Origin of the sequence: Anaerobacillus sp. (assembly GCF_046314235.1) — a bacterium.
GTDB lineage: Bacteria > Bacillota > Bacilli > Bacillales > Anaerobacillaceae > Anaerobacillus.
In genome coordinates this window covers 256,849-273,398 of sequence record NZ_JBKBWN010000003.1, presented here as the reverse complement: position 1 = coordinate 273,398, position 16,550 = coordinate 256,849, and the positions used below count along the sequence as shown (strand labels likewise).

General features: G+C 37.7%; 16 protein-coding genes. 2 read left to right on the top strand and 14 right to left on the bottom strand.

What is annotated here, in order from left to right:
• Positions 1-296: 296 nt before the first annotated feature.
• The 7 genes from iadA to ACK4M9_RS05405 all read right to left on the bottom strand — a co-directional run bounded on the left by iadA (position 297) and on the right by ACK4M9_RS05405 (position 9,743).
• The gene (gene iadA / locus ACK4M9_RS05435) at positions 297-1,442 is read right to left on the bottom strand and encodes a beta-aspartyl-peptidase (RefSeq protein ID WP_409848579.1); all 1,146 of its coding nucleotides are present in this window, start codon (positions 1,440-1,442) and stop codon (positions 297-299) included.
• Positions 1,435-3,534 (bottom strand): sigma 54-interacting transcriptional regulator, encoded by a 2,100-nt coding sequence (locus ACK4M9_RS05430; RefSeq protein ID WP_409848578.1) that lies wholly within the window; start codon positions 3,532-3,534, stop codon positions 1,435-1,437. The genes iadA and ACK4M9_RS05430 overlap by 8 nt, the downstream gene beginning before the upstream one ends.
• Complete coding sequence (locus tag ACK4M9_RS05425; RefSeq protein WP_409848577.1) at positions 3,527-4,516, bottom strand: ABC transporter ATP-binding protein; 990 nt, start codon at positions 4,514-4,516, stop codon at positions 3,527-3,529. The genes ACK4M9_RS05430 and ACK4M9_RS05425 overlap by 8 nt, the downstream gene beginning before the upstream one ends.
• Positions 4,497-5,498 (bottom strand): ABC transporter ATP-binding protein, encoded by a 1,002-nt coding sequence (locus ACK4M9_RS05420; RefSeq protein WP_409848576.1) that lies wholly within the window; start codon positions 5,496-5,498, stop codon positions 4,497-4,499. The genes ACK4M9_RS05425 and ACK4M9_RS05420 overlap by 20 nt, the downstream gene beginning before the upstream one ends.
• 11 nt (positions 5,499-5,509) lie before the next feature.
• A complete protein-coding gene (locus ACK4M9_RS05415) occupies positions 5,510-7,051 on the bottom strand; it encodes an ABC transporter permease subunit (RefSeq protein ID WP_409848575.1) in 1,542 nt (513 codons plus the stop codon).
• A 15-nt stretch (positions 7,052-7,066) separates the two neighbouring features.
• Complete coding sequence (nikB, locus tag ACK4M9_RS05410; RefSeq protein ID WP_409848574.1) at positions 7,067-7,990, bottom strand: nickel ABC transporter permease; 924 nt, start codon at positions 7,988-7,990, stop codon at positions 7,067-7,069.
• Positions 7,991-8,132: 142 nt separating this feature from the next.
• Positions 8,133-9,743 (bottom strand): glutathione ABC transporter substrate-binding protein, encoded by a 1,611-nt coding sequence (locus ACK4M9_RS05405; RefSeq protein ID WP_409848722.1) that lies wholly within the window; start codon positions 9,741-9,743, stop codon positions 8,133-8,135.
• Between the two features lie 323 nt (positions 9,744-10,066).
• Here ACK4M9_RS05405 and ACK4M9_RS05400 point away from each other — a divergent pair, with 323 nt between their 5' ends.
• Together ACK4M9_RS05400 and ACK4M9_RS05395 are read left to right on the top strand one after the other, a co-directional pair.
• Entirely contained in the window at positions 10,067-10,282 is a 216-nt protein-coding gene (locus tag ACK4M9_RS05400) for a methionine aminopeptidase (RefSeq protein ID WP_409848573.1), read from the top strand.
• An 86-nt stretch (positions 10,283-10,368) separates the two neighbouring features.
• The gene (locus ACK4M9_RS05395; RefSeq protein WP_409848572.1) at positions 10,369-10,578 is read left to right on the top strand and encodes a hypothetical protein; all 210 of its coding nucleotides are present in this window, start codon (positions 10,369-10,371) and stop codon (positions 10,576-10,578) included.
• A gap of 102 nt (positions 10,579-10,680) precedes the next feature.
• Here the strand turns inward: ACK4M9_RS05395 and ACK4M9_RS05390 are convergent, their stop codons facing one another.
• From ACK4M9_RS05390 to ACK4M9_RS05360, 7 genes are all read right to left on the bottom strand, one after another.
• Complete coding sequence (locus tag ACK4M9_RS05390; RefSeq protein ID WP_409848571.1) at positions 10,681-10,980, bottom strand: hypothetical protein; 300 nt, start codon at positions 10,978-10,980, stop codon at positions 10,681-10,683.
• A 712-nt stretch (positions 10,981-11,692) separates the two neighbouring features.
• The gene (locus tag ACK4M9_RS05385; protein WP_409848570.1) at positions 11,693-12,826 is read right to left on the bottom strand and encodes a zinc-dependent alcohol dehydrogenase; all 1,134 of its coding nucleotides are present in this window, start codon (positions 12,824-12,826) and stop codon (positions 11,693-11,695) included.
• Between the two features lie 164 nt (positions 12,827-12,990).
• On the bottom strand, positions 12,991-14,148 hold the full coding sequence (locus ACK4M9_RS05380) for an acyl-CoA dehydrogenase family protein (protein ID WP_409848569.1): 1,158 nt from the start codon (positions 14,146-14,148) through the stop codon (positions 12,991-12,993).
• A 236-nt stretch (positions 14,149-14,384) separates the two neighbouring features.
• Complete coding sequence (locus ACK4M9_RS05375) at positions 14,385-14,609, bottom strand: hypothetical protein (RefSeq protein ID WP_409848568.1); 225 nt, start codon at positions 14,607-14,609, stop codon at positions 14,385-14,387.
• Positions 14,610-14,828: 219 nt separating this feature from the next.
• Complete coding sequence (locus ACK4M9_RS05370) at positions 14,829-14,960, bottom strand: hypothetical protein (protein ID WP_409848567.1); 132 nt, start codon at positions 14,958-14,960, stop codon at positions 14,829-14,831.
• 148 nt (positions 14,961-15,108) lie between these two features.
• Positions 15,109-15,726, bottom strand: a complete 618-nt coding sequence (locus ACK4M9_RS05365) for an HAD family hydrolase (RefSeq protein ID WP_409848566.1) — start codon at positions 15,724-15,726, stop codon at positions 15,109-15,111.
• A 242-nt stretch (positions 15,727-15,968) separates the two neighbouring features.
• A complete protein-coding gene (locus ACK4M9_RS05360) occupies positions 15,969-16,493 on the bottom strand; it encodes a type 1 glutamine amidotransferase domain-containing protein (RefSeq protein ID WP_409848565.1) in 525 nt (174 codons plus the stop codon).
• Positions 16,494-16,550 lie beyond the last annotated feature (57 nt).

Sequence of the window (16,550 nt, the reverse complement as noted above, 5' to 3'; positions counted from 1 at the left end):
AAATGATTACCCACCCCTTATTACCATAATTTTTATATATCTTATTAAACAATATGCTCGTTACTTTAAGAAGATTTCTTCACAGACTCAGTATGCATCCCTTTACTATTTTAACATAAAATACCAATGTCCTTGTGTGCATTTTTATAAAGCATTTAAGTTTGATATTAGAATACATACGCAAATAAGCGTGCAAATCTCATAACAAAAACAAAAAATTAGAGATCCCTTTATATTAATAAAAATTGCCTACCAAATTAACTAACAATTTGATAGGCACTTACTTTACACATTTTCTATTCGAACGTCCCTTTTACAATCACTTCGCCATTTTTAACCATTTGTTTTCCTTTAGCAAAAACATGTTTGATTGATAAATCCTCTTTATCTAGCAGAAGCAAATCACCATCGTTTCCTTCTACTAACCGCCCCTTATGTTTCAAATGCAAAGCCGTTGCTGGGTTAGCAGTAACAATTGGAATGATCTCCTCTAATGATGCGCCGTGCTCACGAACTGTGGCAACGAATTGTTCATACAATGTAAATGGACTAGCAACGCCAATTCCCATTAACTTTCCGTCTTCAGCAAAGATTGGCAGGCTTCCGTTTCCGTCAGAGGAAAACGTCAATTGGTTTAAATCGCCACCATTTTCTTTATAGTACGTAAACCACTCACCGGTTTCCTCATCAGCTGTCATATCAACAAATGAGCCTTTCTTCGCCAGTGAAATAGCATCGTCCATTAGTTCTTTACTACGGGTAATATGTGTGCAGTAAATTTTCGAAGCTGGAATTTCATAGTCTTCCATAATCTCATGCAAAAATTGCAGCCTCTGCTTCCCCGGCCCTATATGGAAATGAGTGACACCCGCTTTACCACTTAACAAACCACCAATTCTTGCTTCAGCCACGAGTTTAGCGATCTCATGAACGGATGGTTGTGCTGAGCGAGAATCGGATAGTGCGATTTCGCCTGCCCCAATGACTTTGTCGACGATGATAATATCATCTTTAACGCAACATGTAATCGTCGGAGTTGGGACATGATAGTTCCCAGTATAAATATATGTTGAAATCCCTTCTTCTTCTAACCCTCTAGCCTTCGCTAAAAGAGAGGTCATATGTCTAGTCGTGCCATCAGTTCCTAGGCAGCCGACAACTGTCGTAATTCCCGAGCGGACGATTTCTGAAAGCTGGATCTCTGGAGTTCGTGTCGCAAAGCCACCTTCTCCGCCACCACCAATTAAATGGACGTGTGGATCAATAATTCCCGGCATAATGATACACCCTTGGGCATCAATCACCTCTAAGTCCAAATCGACTTCAAGGATTTTTTCATTCACATCACCAATTTTAGTGATTTTATTATCTATTACTAGGATCGTTTGTCTCCCCAAGTACTCAGGAGCGTACACTTCACCATTTTTTATAAGCTTAATCATTACGTTCACCATCCATCATAAGAAGTTCTCTACCATCTGGGGTTATCTTTGTCCCAGCCCGGCCTTTTCTTTTACTAATAAAGCCGAGGTCCTCAAGATACTGAAGGCGGTAGCGAATTTGTTGTTCTGTTAAACTGTAGCTTAAGTGGTTAACCGCTAATTGCGATAACTTCTTTCTCCCCACTAGCTCTTTACGCTGATTTAATTCATAGATTTCATTTAATAAAAATAAGTACTCATCACGCTCACCATTTGTTTCCCAATCTAACATAATTTCTTTTAGTTTCTGTTGTTTTGATTGGACGTATTCTTTACTATTGTCTTGGCTAATTGGCACAGTGACTTCAAAAAAATGATGGTTAGGAATATCAGTGCTGCGTATTTTTGTCCCATCACAAACGGTTAACATATAATCAATCGTATTCTTAAGTTCACGAATATTTCCATTCCAAGAGTAGGACTGTAATTGCCTTAATACATCCTGATCCATTTGAATATACTCTTTACCGTTCATGATCATAAAATGACGGATGAGGTGTGGTAAATCTCCTAAGCGTTCACGTAACGGCGGTAACCGTAAGTACAGTGCCTTTAAACGATGGTATAAATCAACTCTAAATTTCCCACTATTGATCATTTCGACAAAATTACAATTAGTAGCGGCAATAATTCGGACATCGACAGGGATAATTTTATTTCCACCAACACGCATAATTTCTTTTTCTTGGAGAACTCTCAGTAACCTTGCTTGTATCTTCGGTGAAATATCACCAATTTCATCTAGAAAAATGGTCCCGCCATTCGCTTGCTCAAATAAGCCAACTTTCCCACCCTTTTTAGCACCTGTGAAAGAACCTTCTTCATAACCAAACAATTCTGCTTCTACCAAGTCTTCTGGAAGAGCGCTGAAATTAACCGCTAAATAAGGACCGAGCCTTCGCTCAGACAATGAGTGGATCGCACTGGCAAAAAGCTCTTTACCAGTCCCAGATTCGCCTTCAATTAACACAGTTAAGTTTGTTTTTGCTAACTTGTGCGCAATTTGTTTTGCTTCTTGAATTTCGGCACTTTCACCGATAATGTCATTCAACTTATATTTCGCTACATAGCCTTGACTAACCATTTTTTGCTTTAATTTTTTTTCGATCTCAATTGTTTTTTTGGCGTCCTTAAAAGTACAAACAATTGAATGATCAGTAATGATTTTAAAACGGTTGACAACAACCTCATAATGATTAGTTGAAAAAAGCATATTTTCTTCAACGTCACCATTTATGACAAAATAAAGCAAATCCGTATCAATGATAATGTCCTCTATTTTTCTGCCAAGCGCAGTCTCTCTAGATATCGATAAGATTGTTTCTAAATTCTCATTGAAAGCCGTAATAACTCCTTGGGCATTAATCGCTAAAATTCCATCATGAACACCGTCAATGACTTTCTTTAGATGCGAATTTAGAAATAATGTTTCATTATTCGTTTTAATTAGTTCTCTCGATAACTGAATAATTTTTTTCATATATTTTTCAGATAAATTGACTTCGTTATCGTTTTCAAGTTTAAAAAATCGTAAAACCTCTAAAATCGTTGACAAATCTAGCAATCTTGGTCCAATGTCGATAACCTTATCAACCCACTCAGGAACATAAGCGATTTCTCCTGGAGTGATCGCAATTGAAACCGGCCGTACTTGCATATCCCCCGGTATATGAGGGATATAGCTTAAGTGGTCAACACCTAATTTTTCAAGCGAGTTAATTGATTCATAAACAGTAGATTTCACGTCATTAACTAGTAATACATCTGTTCCCTCTGGGATTGCTAGCAATCGATCAATAAAATTATAGTTAATCATTCGTTTCGCAACGATTACTGGTACGTTAGGGGAGACAATTTTAAACCCTGGTTCATCTACCAATACCTTCGAAGAAACAACGATGACGTCAGCTGTTATCATTCCACCTGTCCATTCATCAAGGGCATAGCTATCAATCTCAACAACATCACCAATTGTTTCTTCTAGCTGATTACTTAAGGCTACCCTCGTCATTTCTGTGCCGGTAACAACACCGACTCTTTTTTGATTAACCATGTTTACTCACACTTTCATCAGTATATAAATGACATGCAACTTGCGCACCACCACATCCTTGTAATGTTGGACCGACCTTATGGCAAATGTCCATGACCTCAGGGCATCTTGGTGCAAAGGCACAACCTGGTGGTGGCGCAGCCGGATTTGGTACATCGCCCTTTAAAATGATTCTGTCTCTTTTTTGAAGCGGATCAGGAATAGGTACTGCTGAAAGTAAGCTTTTCGTATATGGATGCTGTGGATTTTCATATAATGTGTCGACATCACCCATCTCTACAATCTTACCTAGATACATCACACAAATTTTGTTACAAAGCTGATAAACGACACTTAAATCGTGCGAGATAAAAATATAGGTTAAGCCAAATTCCTCTTGAAGATCTTGTAATAAATTTATGATTTGTGACTGGATCGATACATCAAGGGCAGAAACTGGCTCATCAAGCACAATTAATTTCGGTTGTAAAATTAAGGCTCTAGCAATTCCAATCCGTTGCCGTTGACCTCCAGAAAATTCATGGGGATAGCGAAACATTTGCGCTTCGTTTAACCCGACAACATTTAAAATTTTTGAGATCATTTCCTTCCGTTTTTGTTTATCGCGTATACCATGGGTTGTTAATGGTTCACTTAAAATCTCAAAAACATTCATTCTTGGATTTAATGAAGAATACGGATCTTGAAAGACCATTTGCATATCTCTACGAACTTCTCTAATCTCCTTCGTGCTTAACCCTACTAAATTTCGTCCTTGGAAAACAACCTCACCTTCAGTCGGCTCAATAAGCTGTAATAACGTTCGCCCCATTGTTGATTTCCCGCAGCCTGATTCACCGACGATCCCTACGGTTTCACCTTCTGCAATTGAAAAGGTAATGCCATCAACAGCTTTCACATATTTTGTTTGTCGCTTCAACAACCCGGAGCGAATCGGAAAATGCTTTTTAATATCCTTTACTTCAAGTAGTGGAGATTTCAATTTCCTTCGCCTCCTCTTCGTATAGCCAACAACGACTCGTATGACCTTCAGTTACCTGTAATAATGGTGGATCACTTTGCCTACAAACGTCCATAACGAAAGGGCAACGGTCAGCAAACTTACATCCTACCTCGATCGATCCAGGAGCGGGAACTTGACCTGGAATTGGTTTTAACCGTTTTTTACGATCGCCTAGCTTTGGAATCGATTCCAATAAACCTTTTGTGTAAGGATGCTTTGGTTCTTTAAAAAGACTGTAAACATCAGCCTCTTCAACAACCTCGCCTGAATACATCACCATCACCCGATCACACATCTCGGCAACAACACCTAGATCATGGGTAATGAACATGATTGCCGTGTTTGTCTTTTCTTTTAAATCTCTCATTAAATCAAGGATTTGCGCTTGTATCGTTACATCCAAGGCTGTAGTTGGTTCATCTGCAATTAACAGCTTTGGTTGACAGGCGAGACCAATCGCAATCATGACGCGCTGTCTCATCCCACCTGAAAGTTCATAAGCATAACTTTTATAGATTTCCTCAGGTCTTGGAATACCGACTAGCTTTAGCATGTTGATTGAACCTTCTTGAGCCTGTGCTTTTGACATTTTATTATGAAGAAGTAAAACTTCATCAATTTGATCGCCAACAGTTATAACAGGATTTAAAGACGTCATTGGCTCCTGAAAAATCATTGAAATTTCGTTTCCACGAAGCTTTCGCATCTCTTTTTCTTTTTTCTTGAGAATATTCTCACCTAAATAATTTATATTTCCTCCGGCGTAAATTCCAGGCGGTGTTGCTAACAACTTCATGATTGATAAGGCCGTAACACTTTTACCACACCCTGATTCACCAACAACCCCTAACGTTTCACCTGCTTTTATATAAAAGGAGATGTTATTTACGACGGTGAACTCTTTCCCATCAGTTTTGAAATTAATTTTTAAATTATTGACTTCTAAGATTTTTTCTTCCATCGATACACCTCCTACTCTTTCAATTTCGGATCTAACGCATCTCTCAAACCGTCACCTAGCAAATTAAAACTTAAAACAGTAATAACAATGGCTAAGCCAGGGAAAAACGTTGGATGAAATAAGTTTCGGCTATTGTCTTTTGCGGAACTCAACATCGCACCCCATTCTGGCGCCGTAATGTCTCCACCAAGACCTAAGAAACTAAGTGCTGCGCCAATGAGAATAGCTGTCCCTACACGCATTGTTAAATAAACCATCACGACTGATAATGTCCCAGGAAAAATATGACGCATAATAATAATATGGTCTTTAACACCGATCGATCTAGCCGCTTCTACATATGTTTTCTCTTTTAATGCTAGAGTACTAGCGCGCACAATTCGGATAAAAATCGGAATCGTAAACACCGCTACCGCTACAATAATATTAATTAAACCAGCTCCAAGTAGTGCAATTACAGCAATCGCTAATAAGATACCTGGAAAAGCAAGTAAAATATCTGTAAATCTAGTTAACAATGAGTCTACCCAACGACCATAGTAACCTGCCAGTAATCCAAGAATTGTCCCAACAAATGCACCAATCGCAACAGAAACAAATCCAATTAACAACGTTTGTTTCGTACCGACAATAATTCTGCTGAAAATATCGCGATTTTGATGATCCGTTCCAAAGAAATGGAGGCTAGAAGGTTTTTGATGTTTATAAATGTCCGTAAGTGAAACGACAACTTCTTCTGGGATAATTGTCGTCACAACTGCTTCTGGTAACTGGGTGTTTACAGCAATAGGGACGATAGTAGAAACATTATTTAATGAAACCTTAATAAACGTTTCCCCTTCCCCTTTCGCTTGTGCAACACCTAACTCATTAACAACGACAATCTCTTCATTAAATGTTTCAAAATGAAGATTGTTATCAGCTTCAGTACTTGGTCTGCCAAAACCATCGTCCTTCTTTTCTTGTTCATCTCCATATTCCTCTATAAAACTTTCGATTTGTTCACGAGTCTCTAGAATTGCTCCGTCACTTACAACTGCTTTAGGTAGTAACTGAAACTCAGCGCCGATCTTCAGAGGTTCCGCTAACGAATCTACTAAAAGATAAGATATAAACGGAAGATCGTCTTCTGTAGATGAAACATCAGCTCTTACTAAGGTGCTAATCTCACCACTCTTGATCGTTATTGTTGTTGTACCTTCTCGATAGGCACTCACCATCATTCCTGAATCTGAAATTCTCGCAGCGGCAATTCGTTGATTGTCACTCTCAAAAAGAAGTCTTGGCAACCCACTTCCTTCAACCATTGTACCGTCACTTAAAAGGCCATTTAAAGCTACTCTACTACTAGTAACGCTTTCAATTTCAATCCCCTTTGCAGCATATTGCTCTGTAACTGGACGTCCTGGATCGTAAGGTGCAAAGTACGGCCCTAAAAATCCAAGTAAAATAATAAATAAGACAACGCCCATAGAGATCACCGCAACTCGTTGTTTTAAAAATTTCTTTAAAAACGAACGAAAAGGAGAGTATTGGTTTTGAGGATTATTCATTCATTTCTCTCCTTTCTAGTCATACCTAATTTGCGGATTTAAATAGCCATAGCTAATGTCAACAAGCAGATTAACAATTAAAAATTGTACAGAAAACAATAAGATAAGTGCTTGAATTACTGGATAGTCACGGCTCAAGATCGAATCGATTAAATAAGCACCAAGACCTGGCCATGAAAAAACTTGCTCAACTACGACAGCACCGCCGATTAAGAAACCGAATTGGAGCCCCGTCATTGTTACGACCGGAATTAAAGCATTCTTCAATACATGGCGCCAGAGGATCGTAATTTCTTTTTGCCCTTTAGCCCTTGCAGTTCGTACATAATCTTCTCGAAGTACTTCCAAAACACTTGATCTAGTGAATCTTGCTATAATTGCTGCAACTCCAAGTCCGAGCGTCAGTGACGGCAATATTAAATGTTGCAACGAGCCACTACCACTTGTTGGAAGCCACCCTAATTGCACGGCGAAAATTTGCATTAACATTAACCCAAACCAAAATTCAGGTACACTAAGCGCTGTAATCGAAGAAACCATTCCAAGTCGATCCCAAACCGAATTACGTTTGACCGCGGAGACGATCCCGATAAACATCCCAATGACTATCGCCCAAAACATACTTAACAATGTTAGGGTTAATGTGTAACCGAACCGCCTGACAATCTCAGTAGAAACATCTGATCTTGTTCTGTAAGAGGTTCCGAAGTCTGCTTTGGTCAATATATTGGACATATAGTTAAAATACTGAACGGGTAACGGATCATTAAAACCTTCTCGTTCTCGAAACTGCTCATATGTTGCTTGATCAATTTCCGCACCGTACATAATTCGGATTGGATCACCTGGTGTTAAATGGACGAATAAAAAGGCAATTATTGATACTGCAAAAAGAATTGGAATCATCCCTACTAGACGTTTCATTATATATGAAAACAAGAAACTCACCTCTCTTTGTTAGAGAGAGGGCGTTCCACAAGTCTCAGTTCACGATAGTGATTACATATAGACTATTATTCTAGCTATAGCACCATTGTGACTAATCCATCGCTTTTGGAACACCCTCTACTAAGTAATTACTCTACTCTTTCCAAGCACCGGTTAAAACAACTGCACCAGTTGCTCTAACTGTAATTCCTTTTAATTCACTTCTTTTTGCGATAATTGTGTCTGGTACATATAAGAACACCCAAGGCGCATCCTCAAAAATTACTTTTTGTGCTTCTGCATAGATACGTAACGTTTCTTCTTGATCCGGCGAACTTAGAGCGTCATTGAATAATTTATCTAGGTCTTCGTTAATATAATATCCAGCATTATTGTAGTTTGGAGGAATTCGATCTGAAGCAAAGTTCGGTCGTAATCCCCAATCAGCTTCACCTGTTCCCGGTGACCATCTTCCAATAAATAGATCAGTACCCTCACCAGCATCTAACATATCGAATAACGTTCCCGTTTCATATGCCTGAACATCGACATTAATGCCAACAGCGCCTAATTGAATCGCTACATTTTCAGCAACAGTTAAGAATTCTGTTGAATTTCTCGTCCAAAGAACTGCATCAAAGCCATTTTCAGCCCCTGCCTCTGCAAGCAATTCTTTCGCTTTGTCTTGATCAAATTCATAAATCGCTTGCGGATCGTAGCCGTAAACAGCAGGAGCAATTGCTGAATTTAATACTTGACCATACCCATCAAGTACTTGAGCGATTAACGCATCTTTATTTACAGCATGGTTCATTGCTCTTCTAACCCGAACATCTTTGTACTTATCTAAGCTTACATTCATTCCGATATAGAATGTGTCTGTAGAAGATCCAGTAAAGACATCGATATTCGCATCTGCCTCTAGCTCATCAGCACTTAATGTAGGTAATGGGAAAACAATATCTACTTCTCCAGTTTTCAACATATTAACACGAGTACTTGCCTCAACTACTGGCTTGAATGTAATACTTTCAACTTTCGCTTTTCCTTCTTCATTCCAATAATTATCAAAAGGTACTACTTTAACGTGGCTACTATCTCTCCACTCTGCAAACTTGAATGGTCCTGTTCCTACAGGATTACGGTCGGCATTGTATTCAGGGTCTGCAATTTTTTTATTTACTTCGTCAATGGATTTAAACGAAGCAGCACTATGAGCAAGGTAAGATGCCATAGCAGCATTTGGCTCTGTAGAGCGTATCGTTACGCTATAATCATTATTGATGATAACTTCATCAATAAATGAGAAAAAGCTAGCACGTGCCATGCCATTATCACGATCGCGAACAAAATCTAAATTCACTTTTACTACCTCAGCATTAAAAGGGCTCCCATCGTGGAAAGAAACTCCTTCTCTAAGTTCAAAAGTAATTTCTGTTGCTGTGTCATTAAATTCGTAATCGGTTGCCAACGTTTTAACTAAATTCATGTTTTCATCAAATGCTAGTAAACCTTCTAAAATAACACTTTGAACTGTCGCTGAATTCGTGTCTGTTGCATTATGTGGATCCAAAGAAGTAGGCTCTGCCTCAATAGCTACGACAAGTGGCTTTAGTGTTGGTTCTTCTTTCTCCGTTTCTTTTTCTTCTGTCACAGGTTCTTTCTTTTCTGCTGGTTCCTCAGTTGTTGTTGGCTTATCACTGTTACAAGCGACAACAACCATCATCGAAAAAACAAAAATGAAGACTAAGCTAAGTAAACGCATTGATTTCAATTTGATCTCCCCTTTTCTTTAAAATTAAACTTTCACTTTTTAATAAGCAAAAATCATGCCAATTTTTAATTTTCAGAAAAGTACAATAAATATAAACTTTGCGTCATGATATATACCCAAAAAAATAAATAATGGTTATAAATGGTTGTTGAAATACAACCATTTATAACCATTATACATATTATTGGTACATTTGGATTAGCCATTCTAATATTTTTTGGAATATTCTTTATTTAGTACACTCATTTTTTAATCAATGAATAAAATACCAATAAATCCACATAATAAAATTAATAAATTTTGGAGTGGTGCAAATGAAAATTCTTGATACTTTTTTTGAATGGCAAAAAGCTTCTTATGAAAAAAAGATCGCAAAAATGAAGGAACAAGGTCTTTGCCCGGAATGTCGCGGTAAAGGTTATCACGCTAGCGCAGCAAACGCCTACATTTATATGCCTTCCTTTGACTACAAATGCTATAGTTGTAACGGGACTGGGTCTTTTTCAGATTGGGAAAATCCAACGCTGTAAAAATAAGCCATTTCACCGACCAAACTTATTAGCTTTAATGCGATATTATGTTATAATAAAAAGATGAAGTGAAAGGGTGATGAAACGTGGCTAAAAAAACGTACGCAATCCAGCTACTAAAAATTGTTAAAGATTCCAAAAAGGCAATCTCGTATGAGCAAGCTGCAAAAAGTTTAAAAGCATCAAACCCCCTACTACAAGACACTGCAAAGAATACACTCGGTATTAAAAATATTTTAGAACGATTTGTAGAGATCGGCACAATGAGCAAAACAAAGGCTGGTAACTACAAATAATAAATTCCACCTAAAAGCCTTGAACTGGCTGTGGGCAACTGCGAAAATGTCGCCTACCTCAATTTCGGCGACAAGCAATATATTGAAAGGGAAACGCTCTTTTTAGGGCGTTTCTTTCGTTGTAAAAATAAGTTTTACATTTGCTAGTAAAGAAATGAAAAACGCAATGATGACGGTGAGTGTAATTTTATTTACGACAAACGTCAACGTGAACTCGCTGTAGTTTCCAAATAACAGAATGAATGCAAACGTGGCACCAAACCACTTTGAAGAAAATAACTGCACCCACATTTTTGTCTCTTTTCCATTTTCCAAGCGAACCATTTTCCGAAAGAACAATGGTGAAAAAATAACAAGAGCTAATGCGACCGCAAAACCAACCGATATTAAGTCTAACTGCAAACGTCACTCCCCCCTGCATCACAACATTAGAGTAACCCCTAAATACTCAGTACTAATTAGAACACAGTACGTTAAAGAATTTCCTCTCTTATCTCTTATCTCTTACCTTTTACCATCGAATAATTTTCTTAAATATATTTTATCTCTCAACGAGTAATCACGCTAGATTAAAAACGTATAAAAATGTAAAATCAAGTTAATAAAAAGGGGATTTTTTCTAGAATAAATGAAGGGTGAGGTATTCCAATTGAAAATTTCAAGTGAGGCAGCCATCTTTTTAAAAGAGTTAATGACAAAAAGAAATAAGTCTGGCGTGCGTATTGGCTATAATGAAGCTAGCAAATGAGGTTCTTCTAAATTTAAATTAACTCTGGATGAGTTTAAACAGGGAGATACCGTCATGACAATTGAAGACATTTGCTTTTACTTGACTGAAGATGTTATCTCCAAGCAGCATCGTCTTCTTATTGGTTACGAAAATGGCAGACTTTCCTTAAAGGATAGTGATGCTACTTGCTAGAAGGATAATCCTACAGTAAAGATAGTAACTTTCTATTGAATGATTGAATGTCGCTGGTTGTTCATGAAGGCACCTCTATTGAGGTCTACAGCAAAAGAATACCAGCGACTCATTGTAGGTGGCGTTAGGTTCGCCTCCATGCAGTTTTTGTTTAAATTAATGAAAGCCTATTTTAATCCGAAAATTCAACTCTTATGGTTTTAGAACGACTTTTAGACAATCATCCGTTCGATTATTAAACTTTTCATATCCCTCACTTGCTTGTTCAAGCGGTAATGTGTGGGTAATAATTGAGGTTGGATCAATCTCACCTTTGACAATAAGATCGTATAAATGCGGCATAAAATGTCTCGCTGGCGCTTGCCCCATTTTAATATTAATATTTCTTGAGAAAAAGGGTCCGAGTGGAAACATATTATACAAACCACCATAAACACCAGTAATTTGTAATGTACCACATTTTTTTATCGCTTTTGTGGCAATTTGGATTGGTCCTAATGTTCCACCTTGAAGTTTCAACTTCTGTTCAATAAACTCTAAAGGTGATTTTTTCCCATCCATCCCTACACAATCAATAACTACTTCAGCACCACCATTTGTCACTTCCTTTAAAACTTCTCCCATATCTTTGTGCTCAGTAAAGTCAAAAACTTCCACATTATTTACGCGTTTAGCGTGCTCAAGTCGAAACGGAATGTAGTCAACGGCAATTACTCGACTAGCACCTTTAAGCCAAGCAAACTTTTGGGCGTAGATCCCAACTGGTCCACAGCCTAAAACGATCACGGTATCACCTTTTTTCACACCGGCATTGACGACACTCCAATATGCAGTTGGTAAAACGTCCGACAAAAACAGTAATTTTTCATCTTCAAGCTCGCAATTTTCAGGTATCTTAAAAGGGGTGAAATTTCCGAAAGGAACGCGCAAGTATTCCGCTTGACCACCTGGATAGTTCCCGAATTTTTCGGAATAACCAAAATAACCTCCCGAATCGTAATGAGGATTAGAGTTATCACATTGACTCTCTAGTTCATGCTCGCAGAAAAAACATCTTCCACAACCAACTGTGAATGGAATGACAACTCGATCTCCTTTTTTCACAGCCGTAACACTAGACCCAACTTCTTCAACAATCCCCATCGGTTCATGTCCAATCACATAACCAATCGGCAATGGAAAATTCCCTTGGTACAAATGTAAATCAGACCCACAAATTGCTGTTGAAGTAATCTTAACGATGACATCTTCATGATCTTGAATTTTCGCATCCTCTACTTCCTTCACAGCAACTTCATACTTACCTTGGTAAGTAACTGCTTTCATAATGGACCACCCTTTACCTATTTAATTTATCACTTTATTATTTGGTTCATGAACAATTCTCATTCTGGAATTAATTGTTTAAGGATCGTGTATTTAATTAATGCTCAAAGACTTTTTGCACAAAAAAACCTGACAGTAGTATAGACTACAATCAGGTTCCTAGTTTACTCATTGATTTTTCGGAGAGCATCATCGGCTAACAATCCAATTGTCGCATCATCCATTGGCGGATTATGAAGCCCTGCTCGGACATCACGGTAATAGCGTTGCAGTGGATTTTTTTTCGAAAGACTGCGCGCACCAACAATACGCATTGCTAGATCAACAATGTTCAAGGCATGATTAACAACTGCGTGTTTCACTGCACCGAGTTCTCCCCTCATCATCTGGCGGTCTTCAAAATTGCTTTCGTCCCAAGCCTTGGCTACAGAATACATAAAATGTTGGCTTTGTTGAATATATAATTCCATCTCGCCAATCTTTTGTTTCACATAGGGAAGTTCAGCGATCGTCCCTTCAATACTATTTGGTGAGTAGGTTTTCGCGAAACGGATTGCGTATTCCTGGGCCGCTTTAGCAATCCCTAAGTAACAAGCAGGAATATGAAGTAACCACCCTGCAGCTTGTTTTTTCCCTGGGGTAATGTACTCAACAAGGTTCTCGAGCGGCACTTCTACTTTTTTTAAAACTAGATCATGACTTCCTGTCCCTCTCATCGCAACCGAATCCCACGTTTCTTCAATTGCAACTCTAGGACGATTTTTATGAATTAAAAAATTGCCTATTTTATTAGTCCCATGAATGGCAGCACTGACAACGAAATAGTCTAACACTGGTGACATCGTTGTAAACGTTTTTCTTCCGGTAATAACCCAATGCTCGTCTTGTTTAACAGCGGTCGTCTCCGGTCTACCGCCACGCGTCGGACTACCTGTTCCACTTTCAGATGCTGCATTATTTAGTAACGCTCCATTTTCAACGACATCACTACAAAAGCGTTCAAATATACTTGCTTCCCACGGTCGCGTTTCCCCAAGATGTTTGACAATTCCCATATGCCAACCAAAGGATAAAGCAGTTGATCCGTCAGCTTGAGCAACCGTTTCCTGCAATTGAACAAGCTCCTGTAGGGATATTTCTAACCCACCATACTCAGCGGGTACTGTAAGTGTGTGATAACCTATTCGTTTTAAGTCTTCAATATTTTCAACGGGAAACGAGGCTTCCTCATCATGTTTCCAAGCCCGTTCAGAAAAACACTTAACTGTTTCCCTTAGCAACTCGATCCGTTCTTCCCTTGTTGGTAAATCGATTAACTTCATTTTGTTTCCTCCTCAGACTTTCAACTACCGTTTCTTCATTATAACCTAGTCAATTTGTTGCAACCAAGTAAAAACAAGTTTGGCTTCTTAAAACATAGGCGCGATCATTATAAATTTTACATATTAAAGTACACGACTAATTGCACCGTAAAATGCGGTGATTTTTGTAAAAAAAAAAAAAAAGATCCAGTTTTATCAACTGAACCATAACTTGTATCACTTATTCAGTGTCACCGTTAGCTTTTAGTTTTCTGTTTCGTTATAATCAAAAATGAAGAAGCAAAACCGGAAAAAAGTAAAATAATTATAGATATAACCATGAAATTATGCCTTATTAAAATCTTCTTGCTTGGGTTTTCCACAGCCCCAAAAGTTTCATAACCATTAAACTTTAGATAAATAAATGTTATCAATATTAGGATAGTTGTATTTACAATAACCATCATGAATACCTTTTTCATGTATATTTCCTCCCCTTAAACTGACGTTACTTGATCTAAAAAAACATCCTATGAAAATAATAAATTTTGTACTGAAATATGTACAACAAAAAATGTCTATCAAAATACGAAACAATTTGATAGACATTTCCCCTTACATTTTCTTTGTTTACGATAAGGAACGGAACCCGTTATTATGAAAAAATCACTCTTTATAAATTGTGTAATTCATAAATTCGATCAGCTAATCGAGTATAACCAAAAACCAGCTAAAACAGCTACTAATAAAGCAAAACCTATAAAGGATAAGATCCCGACAGCTACTAACGTTTTATGTGTTTCTTTCATATTACTGACCTCATTTAAACTCATCTGCATAACACCCTTCCGTCTAACCTTTAGTTGTTTCTATTCCTATTATAATTTTAGCAAAATATCTTCAACTTTTTCTGTTTATTTTAGGCTATTTTCAACAAAATCTTGAATTTTTAATGTGTAGATGCAGTTGGTGCAACGTTGTCTAAAACAATTCTAGCAGAACAGAAATTTTATCAATGACATAATCAAATTCCTCAACTTCTCCAAATCCGTACTTTGCATAAACAAATGGAATTCCAGCAAATCTTGCCCCTTTTAAATCTCCCATTGTATCTCCTACATAAACAGGATTTTGCAAGTTGTTTCTTTCGATAATTAGCTTGATGTTTTCACCTTTGGACAGACCTGTTCTTCCTGGGTTTTCAAAATCCACAAAATATTTTTCTAAATGATGAAATTGAAAAAAAGCTTCAATATACCCACTTTGACAATTACTTACAATGAACAACTTATATTTATTTGCTAATTGCTTTAGCACTTTTTCTAGCTCTGGATATAGAACTCCGCCATTTTCCGCTAAATATAGACACTCAACTTCTTCACATTCAGTTAAAATTTTCTGTTGTTGTTGTACACTCAATTCGGGATATAACTTTTGCCCGATTTCCTGACTTTGCAACCCCATACATCCAGCTAATTGTTCTATAGTTATTTCATTAATTCCCGGATATTTTTTCACAACCTGGTTCCAGATTTTTAGTACTTGATCACTGGAATCCCATAACGTCCCATCTAAATCAAAAATAATACTATCCATCATTAAACACACCTCACCAATAGCAAAAACTATGCTACCCTCTCACCTAATCTAAGATTTACATCATTTACTGTAGACTTACTAGCGATCATATCTACCATATAACATTACCATAAAAACAGAGGCTCTCCCATAAGCAAAGTATCAGCCACATTGGCTACTAAGAGCTTGTGTACAAAACAAACACTTCTCTAAAAGTATCCTTTCGAGGTACGCTGAAACTTATGGAACAGCCTCTTCATTGATCATTTTGCAGCTAAAACTTTAATAAACTCTCTCATATAATCAGGTAAGTCAGGTGGGCGCCTACTAGAAACGAGATGCCCATCAACAACAACCGCTTCGTTTAGCCAAGTAGCTCCAGCGTTCATCATGTCATCTTTAATGCCAGGTGTACTTGTTACCGTCTTCCCTTTTAATATCCCGGCGGAAATTAATACCCAACCAGCATGACAAATTTGGCCGATAGGCTTTTTCTCGTGTTCCATTGATCTGGTCATTTGTAAAACTTCTTCATAACGTCTTAATTTGTCAGGAGACCAACCACCTGGAACTAATAACGCATCATAATCATCCGGATTAATATCTCTAAAAGCTAAATCACTCTCGATCGGCACCCCGTACTTACCTACATACTTTACATTCGCTTCTTCACCAACAATATCAACCTTCGCCCCTTCTTCTCTTAATCGAAGTACTGGATACCAAAGCTCTAAATCTTCAAAGTCATCACTTACAAGTTGAATGACCTTTTTACCTCGTAATTGCACAAGCATTCACCTCTTCTTTTTTAATTTCTTTTTATTAATACCCAAAAAAATTTGGAA

Bases quoted from the DNA above. Each gene is read 5' to 3' on its own strand.
- iadA (WP_409848579.1), bottom strand. From the start codon at position 1,442: ATGATTAAGCTTATAAAAAATGGTGAAGTGTACGCTCCTGAGTACTTG.
- ACK4M9_RS05385 (WP_409848570.1), bottom strand. From the start codon at position 12,826: ATGAAAGCAGTTACTTACCAAGGTAAGTATGAAGTTGCTGTGAAGGAA.
- ACK4M9_RS05380 (WP_409848569.1), bottom strand. From the start codon at position 14,148: ATGAAGTTAATCGATTTACCAACAAGGGAAGAACGGATCGAGTTGCTA.
- ACK4M9_RS05400 (WP_409848573.1), top strand. From the start codon at position 10,067: ATGAAAATTCTTGATACTTTTTTTGAATGGCAAAAAGCTTCTTATGAA.
- ACK4M9_RS05375 (WP_409848568.1), bottom strand. From the start codon at position 14,609: ATGAAAAAGGTATTCATGATGGTTATTGTAAATACAACTATCCTAATA.
- ACK4M9_RS05415 (WP_409848575.1), bottom strand. From the start codon at position 7,051: ATGAATAATCCTCAAAACCAATACTCTCCTTTTCGTTCGTTTTTAAAG.
- ACK4M9_RS05420 (WP_409848576.1), bottom strand. From the start codon at position 5,498: ATGGAAGAAAAAATCTTAGAAGTCAATAATTTAAAAATTAATTTCAAA.
- ACK4M9_RS05405 (WP_409848722.1), bottom strand. From the start codon at position 9,743: ATGCGTTTACTTAGCTTAGTCTTCATTTTTGTTTTTTCGATGATGGTT.
- ACK4M9_RS05365 (WP_409848566.1), bottom strand. From the start codon at position 15,726: ATGATGGATAGTATTATTTTTGATTTAGATGGGACGTTATGGGATTCC.
- ACK4M9_RS05430 (WP_409848578.1), bottom strand. From the start codon at position 3,534: ATGGTTAATCAAAAAAGAGTCGGTGTTGTTACCGGCACAGAAATGACG.
- ACK4M9_RS05370 (WP_409848567.1), bottom strand. From the start codon at position 14,960: ATGAGTTTAAATGAGGTCAGTAATATGAAAGAAACACATAAAACGTTA.